This window comes from Hyphomonas sp. UBA3601 (assembly GCF_002375605.1).
Lineage (GTDB): Bacteria > Pseudomonadota > Alphaproteobacteria > Caulobacterales > Hyphomonadaceae > Hyphomonas.
In genome coordinates, this window is record NZ_DFME01000092.1 from 1 (window position 1) to 6,598 (window position 6,598).

The following is a 6,598-nucleotide window of genomic DNA, read 5'->3' on the forward strand; positions in this document are numbered from 1 at the left end:
TCATGGTCGCTGACGGGGAACAGCTTCAGAAGCAACCTTGGCCACAATGTAAAAGGCGCACGATCCATTCAGACCGCGCGCCTTTTTAATCTCGCTTGAAAGCGGCGGCCAAATGCTAACCGACGGTCGCGTCCGCAGGCTTGCGCGTGTCGAACTTTGACCACACGCCATCATCGCCGTGCCAGTCACCGCTGGTCGCACCTTTGGAATATTCGGTTGCACGCTGCTCAAAGAAGTTTGCGTGCTCTACCCCGTTCAGGATTTCCGTCAGCCATGGGATCGGGTGCTTGGTCACACCGAACACCGGCTCAAGCTTCAGCTGGCCGAGACGCCAGTCCGCGATGTAGCGAATGTACTGCTTGATATCGTCGGCGGTCATGCCTTCGACCGGACCCATTTCGAATGCGAGTTCGATAAATTTGTCTTCCAGCGTCACGACGGTGCGACAGCACTCGCGAATCCGCTCGCGCAGCGCGTCATTCATGACGCCGGTCTCAGCACAGAACGTGTGGAACAGCTTGATCATGCCTTCGCAGTGCAGCGACTCATCCCGTACAGACCAGGACACGATCTGGCCCATGCCCTTCATCTTGTTGAAGCGCGGGAAGTTCATCAGCATCGCGAAACTGGCGAACAGCTGAAGGCCTTCCGTGAAGCCGCCAAAGACCGCCATGGAAACAGCAATGTCTTCATTCGTTTCTGTGCCAAACTGGCCGAGATAGTCGTGCTTGGCGGCCATCTCCTCATATTCCATGAAGGCCGAGAATTCCGAGTCGGGCATGCCGATGGTTTCGAGCAGCAAAGCATACGCCGCAATATGGATCGTCTCCATATTGGAGAACGAGGCCAGCATCATCGACACTTCAGTCGGTTTGAACAGGGGCATGTAATGCTCCATATAGTTCGCACCGACTTCGACGTCAGACTGGGTGAAGAAGCGGAAGATCTGGGTCAGCAGATTGCGCTCGGAATCATTGAGCTTCACCGCCCAATCCTTGCAATCCTCGCCGAGGGGCACTTCTTCCGGCATCCAGTGTACCTGCTGCTGGACCTTCCAGAAGTCATACGCCCACGGGTAACGGAAGGGCTTGTACGCCCGGCTCGGGGTCAGCAGTCCGGGCACATTGGAATTTCCGTCAGCCATCAGGGCCTCCTACGTCATTTACTGCGTTTTCTGGGACAATCTACACCATATATAGTGCCTCATTGATGCCATTGCCGCAAGATGTTTGACTGCGGCAAACCGCACTTGTTCACAGGCTTGCCCACAGTTTTGGCATATTTCCCTCGTAGGGGTGGCGCCATGCGGTTTAGTGCAGAATGATCGGCACCAAACCGATACCCATGCGTTCCATTCCCGCCTTACGAGACAAGATATTCATGCGTTTCTTCAGTGCCATTCTTCTTGCCCTGATTTCGGCTTTCGCGTTTGCCCCACCAGCAAATGCTAAAGTGGTGAGGGATGTAATATATGCAGATGCGCCAGGTCTTGATCCCGGCGACGTACGGGCTGATGTCTACATTCCTGATGATGCGGACAATGCGCCGGTGATTCTCATGATGCATGGCGGCGCTTGGACCTTTGGCAACAAGCTGAGCGCATTGGGCATGTTTCAGGCGCGTTATTTCAACGATCAGGGCTTTGTCTTCATTGCCGTAAATTACCGCCTGTCGCCCGCACATCCCTTCCCCGCCCAACAGCAGGATACGGCCGCCGCGATCGCATACTTCCATGAGCACGCAACAGAGTTCGGGGGCGACCCGAACAGTATCTTCCTGATGGGTCACTCTGCCGGGGCTCATATGGCAGCGCTCACTGCGATCGATCCGGACTATCTGGACGCATTTGATCTGACGCCAGGCGTGATCAAAGGCGTCGTCGCCATGGATAGCGCCGCCTACAATATGGCTCGCACCGGCAGTGATGGCGATATCCCCGAATTCTACCACTCCACCTTTACCAGCGATGACCCAGACGTCTGGACGGCTGCCTCCCCGACCCTACTGGTAGAAGAAACAACCGACATCCCACCTTTCCTCCTGCTCTATGTGAACCGAGCTGTCGCGCCGAGCCGCGCCAAGGAATTGGCGGAAGCGCTGAACAGCGCCGGACACAAGGCCGAAGCGCGCCTCGTCAAGAACCGCGATCACAAGAGCCTGAATGATCGTCTGGGCGCCAAAGGTGACAAGGTCGCGCCGATGATCGCTGACTTTTTCCGTGACCAGTTGGAAGACTGACGCCGCCTAAGGCTCCACGACGTTGAACCAGAAGTCCGGAGTCTCCAGCGCCGAGAACCAGGCGAGCAGTGCGGTGGGGTCACCCTCGATTGACGCCTCCCCGGCAGCGGCGATCTCGCGAAAGCTGCGGGTTTGCAGAATCAGGTCATTGAAGGCATCGCGCGACAGGGTAAGCGTTGCCACGGCATCATCGGACTGGACACCGGGGCGTGGGAAGGCCGTGGCATTCCCTACATCAATGACGAATTCCTCCTCGATGTCCGTAAACTGGAAGTTCAGTTCGAACGGCTCCCTGCTGAGCTTTTCGGGCGCATAGCGAACGGCTAGCGCATTGAATAGTTCAATCGTGGGCACCCCCTCGACGAACTCACGGCTTCGGGTGCGCACCGCTCCGGCATCGGCAAGGCCGTTACGAAGCTCCTGCGCTCCCGTTAGATAGAAATCGCGCCACGCGCCGCTTTCTGCCTGAAAGCCCATCTGCTCATAGCTCGCAGCCAGCCAGTCTCGCGCAACCTGATTCTGAGGATTGGCAAAGACCGCATAGTTCAAAACTTCGGCAGCCCAACGATAGTCGCCTTCCTCGAAGGCTTCCTGCCCAATGACGATGGCCGCCTCTTCGCCGCCAACGGCCTTGATGAACCGACTGGCCTTCGCTTCCAGTGGATGTGCATTGAACGTCGCCGGCACACCATCCCACCACCCGAAATACCCTTGATAGACGGCTTTCGCATTATGGTTCAGCGTGCCGTAGTAACCACGCGTATCGAAATTCTCTGATTGCACCGCAGGTTCAGCGAGTTCTTCGGCAATTTCGAACTGGGTTTCACCGCGATTGGCTCGGCGAACAGTCTGGTCATGCGTATACCGATAAATATCGCGCTGACCCCGCAGGAAGGTCTCGACATTCTCCTGCCCGAATGTCGGCCAATGGTGCGATGCGAAAACGACGTCCGACCGTCCTCCATATTCAGTCAAAACATAGTCGATCACTCGGCTCCATTCGAGCAGGTCGCGAACCTTTGCGCCTCGCAAGGTGAGTGCATTGTGGAACGTTGCTGTCGCGACTTCGGCCGTGCAGAGCGCGTTGAAGTCCGGTAGATAGAACATGAATTCCGCAGGCGCTTCGGTACCCGCCGCATCGACGAACTCAAACGTAACTCCGTCTACCACGCGAACGGTTCCACGGCCTGGTACCTCTTCTGTCGGCGCGATCAGACCGATCGTGCCTTGGGAAAGCGCTGGCCCCAGCCCCACGCCTACCTGCCCGGTCGGGCCGCTGGGTAACGTATTGCCAAACATCAGCACAGCTCGTCGGCTCATATAGTTCCCGGCCAGCAAATTCTCGGCGACGGCGGATTCCGTAAAGCCAACTGGTGCGAGCACGGGTACACCGCGCGCTTCGATGTCGGCTTCGTCGATCACACCGCGCACACCGCCGAAATGGTCACCATGGGAATGGGTATAGATCACGCCCGTGACGGGGCGATTCCCCAGCGTGTCATTGACCAGTCCCAAAGCAGCCGCAGCTGTCTCCTGACTGAGCAGCGGGTCTACAATGATCCAGCCAGTATCGCCCCGGATGACCGACATGACCGCGAGGTCATACCCTCGAACCTGATAGATCCCATCCATGACTTCAAACAGGCCATGTTCGGAGTTCAGACGCTCCTGCCTCCAAAGCGATGGATTCACTGTGTCGGGGCTGTCCCCGTCAATGAAGTCCCGACGGCTGACCTGCCAAACGACATTACCATCGACGTCGGTGATCGTGTCCTGTTTCAGCTGCGCCAGCAGACCGCGCGTTGCGTCAACAAAATCGGAAGTGTCTTCCAGAGGCAGGCGGTCAGCCACAGCCGCATTTGCTGCGCGGGTCGTATCCGTCGCCTCGCCCTTCGGCGGAGCCTTGGCCATGGATTCAGGAATATTCGTCTGTGTGCCCGGAGAACAGGCCACCAGCAGGATGGCTGCAGCCACACCAAATAGAACTCGCATATCTTCCTCCCATAGCGACGCGTTCACGCACCGTTTTCTCGCACTGTGCGACGAGGCCAAAAGGCACGCAAGACAGCCGCGAGGGAAACAGGAATTTAGCGGGAGATACTGATCGACAAGGCGCCAAACCGTTGCGGGCCGTCTTGGCGGACAAACTCTTCAGTTCGGTTCACGAAAGTGAAGGCCACTTGCACGCTGCGGTAATGGACCGCCACGCCCGCCTGAATATCGCCCACTACCGTCCGACGATCTTCAACGCGTGGCCCATCCCGCCACAAATTCCCGTCCAGAAACATGTCACGGGCCACGGCCCGCCCGTCCACGCCCACGAAGAAATAGCCACCAAGCGGATCTTCCGGCGTTCCGGGCACGAACTCTCCTGCCCCTGAGAGGGCTGGACGGATGCGCGGGGGACCGAAGCTCGAATTCAGGTCCCATCCGATTCGCGCCGTCAGGCCTGCAGATCCATATGTGCGCACATTGCCGAGCGCGACTCCGACGTGCGCTCCAAAATCAGTCTCCAGCCCGAGTGGCAAGTTTGGGCCGTCAAACATCTGCATTCGCTGGGCAATGACTTCGACTCCCGGCTCATCCTTCAGCTGGTGATCCCACCCTTTCGCAGTCGCAACTCCAATGATCTCGTGCCACGTGTTTTGCACAAATTCGCCGGCCGCCGATGGTCCGACGACACCAAGATTGACCTGCAGAGTGTCCTGAGTGTTTTCGCTGCTGGCAGCCACGGTCGATGACAGGGCGAGCCACGCTGCATACGGCCGGTCGGTCGGGTCGGGTGTAAACGTCTGAATGTCTTCGGGAGTGAATATGGCATGTGAAATGGCAAAGCCTTGCCGGAGTTCGGTACGATCCAGATCAATCCACGGCAGACGATCGGCGACCCATTCGAGACCAGGATGAACATTGTCTGCGCCGGACACGCGCTCTATGCGAAGTCCGTTGGAATAATTGCGATCCGTGCCACCGCCGAAGAAATCATTCTCCGTCGAGAAAGACACAACCGCAGGTTTGCGCGGAACAGTCGGTTCACCCTCCTGCGCGTACGTCGACGGAGCATACAGAAAAGCTGCGACCAGGGCCGCAGCTTGGATGAGAGGGAATCGAGCCTGCATGGGCGTCGATTAGCAGCTAACGACGCATCGTGAAACTAACACCTGCGAAATCTTCAGTCTCGCTGATGCTGACATTCCGGTCTGAATACTTCACTTCACGGCGAATATAACTGAGCGACAGTTCGCCCCCGCCGCGCTGCACGGATACACCTGCTTGAAGATCACCGACGGTGACCTGGTCCGTGAGCGACATGTCGCCCAGGCTTGGGCGGAACCCGTTGGCATCGGCATCCCATACAAGCGCCTCCCCGTCAGCACCCGCGAAGACGTACCAGCCCTGAGGCTGTCCGTTGCGGTCAAGCAGGTCGAAATCCTGACCAATTCGAACTTCACCGCCAACCCGGCGCGTAAGGACTTCGCCCTCTTCCCGGACCGCAATACGTGGCGCAAGGCCGACATCAAAACTGAGGCCAGTCACCTCCTTCGGCGCGGAAATAGCTATCTCGGCGGCGATATTCTTTTCCAGCTGGCCCGGACGCGAGAGTGCAGCCCGGCTGCGCTCGGCGGCCACTGCGACGAGCGTCTCACTGGTCCCCCAGTCGACGCGCGTATTGTTTGGGACTCCAAACTCGGCATTGGGGTGAGAGCGGTAGTCAATGGGCTGGTCGGCGATCATCTGCGCCGCGACTGTATTCGTCGCTTCAAGCGGTACGCCACTAAACCGGGCCGAGGGTGCGCTAAATACGTGGACGGAAGCTGCATTGGGGACGGAGTTGGGCGCATAATTGGCTGGCGCGGCCATCTGCATACCAAGTGTTGGAGGCGCAACAGGTTCGGAGCGTACTTGCTCATGTGGAGACGTCGATACGCATCCCTGGCACGCCATCGTGATGACTGCGGAAGAAATTGCAAATGCCATCTGCCTTATACCTCTCATGCCTTCATCCCTGAGCACTCGTCTATTCAAGGATTAGACCGTTTGACGATTAACTTAACATAAAGAACTCGTCCGTCTCAAACGCCAATGGGCCGAATTCCATTAATTCTTCTCGTCATAACTCGCCTGTGTAGTGTTTGTTCCAGAACCCGGTAAAATTGTGTTTTTTCGGTGTCATTTGACTGATTTTCGGGTCATCGGCGCCGTTAACCAGCTGTAAAATTTCATGAAATTGTTCGGCTTATTCGATCACAAATGCCTCAATCTCTGCCTTCAGCCAGTTCCATGCAAAAAAGGCCGGGGCCCCACGAGGCACCGGCCTTTTGTTATATGCCTATTTCCAGTCGCAGCCTTATTGGCAGGC

At 57.4% G+C, this 6,598-nt stretch carries 5 protein-coding genes; 1 reads left to right on the top strand and 4 read right to left on the bottom strand.

The genetic code is table 11. From position 1 onward, the window contains the following. Nucleotides 1–115: 115 nt before the first annotated feature. Complete coding sequence (locus tag B4F73_RS09375) at nucleotides 116–1,144, bottom strand: ribonucleotide-diphosphate reductase subunit beta (RefSeq protein ID WP_206992344.1); 1,029 nt, start codon at nucleotides 1,142–1,144, stop codon at nucleotides 116–118. 236 nt (nucleotides 1,145–1,380) lie between these two features. Between B4F73_RS09375 and B4F73_RS09380 the strand changes: the two genes are divergently transcribed. Beyond that, entirely contained in the window at nucleotides 1,381–2,238 is an 858-nt protein-coding gene (locus tag B4F73_RS09380) for an alpha/beta hydrolase (RefSeq protein WP_290483094.1), read from the top strand. Between the two features lie 6 nt (nucleotides 2,239–2,244). Here B4F73_RS09380 and B4F73_RS09385 read toward each other — a convergent pair whose 3' ends face one another. The 3 genes from B4F73_RS09385 to B4F73_RS09395 all read right to left on the bottom strand — a co-directional run bounded on the left by B4F73_RS09385 (nucleotide 2,245) and on the right by B4F73_RS09395 (nucleotide 6,234). Beyond that, on the bottom strand, nucleotides 2,245–4,230 hold the full coding sequence (locus B4F73_RS09385) for an alkyl/aryl-sulfatase (RefSeq protein ID WP_290483095.1): 1,986 nt from the start codon (nucleotides 4,228–4,230) through the stop codon (nucleotides 2,245–2,247). Between the two features lie 95 nt (nucleotides 4,231–4,325). After that, nucleotides 4,326–5,357, bottom strand: a complete 1,032-nt coding sequence (locus B4F73_RS09390; protein ID WP_206992341.1) for a lipid A deacylase LpxR family protein — start codon at nucleotides 5,355–5,357, stop codon at nucleotides 4,326–4,328. 16 nt (nucleotides 5,358–5,373) lie between these two features. Further along, the gene (locus B4F73_RS09395; RefSeq protein ID WP_290480830.1) at nucleotides 5,374–6,234 is read right to left on the bottom strand and encodes a lipid A-modifier LpxR family protein; all 861 of its coding nucleotides are present in this window, start codon (nucleotides 6,232–6,234) and stop codon (nucleotides 5,374–5,376) included. Nucleotides 6,235–6,598 lie beyond the last annotated feature (364 nt).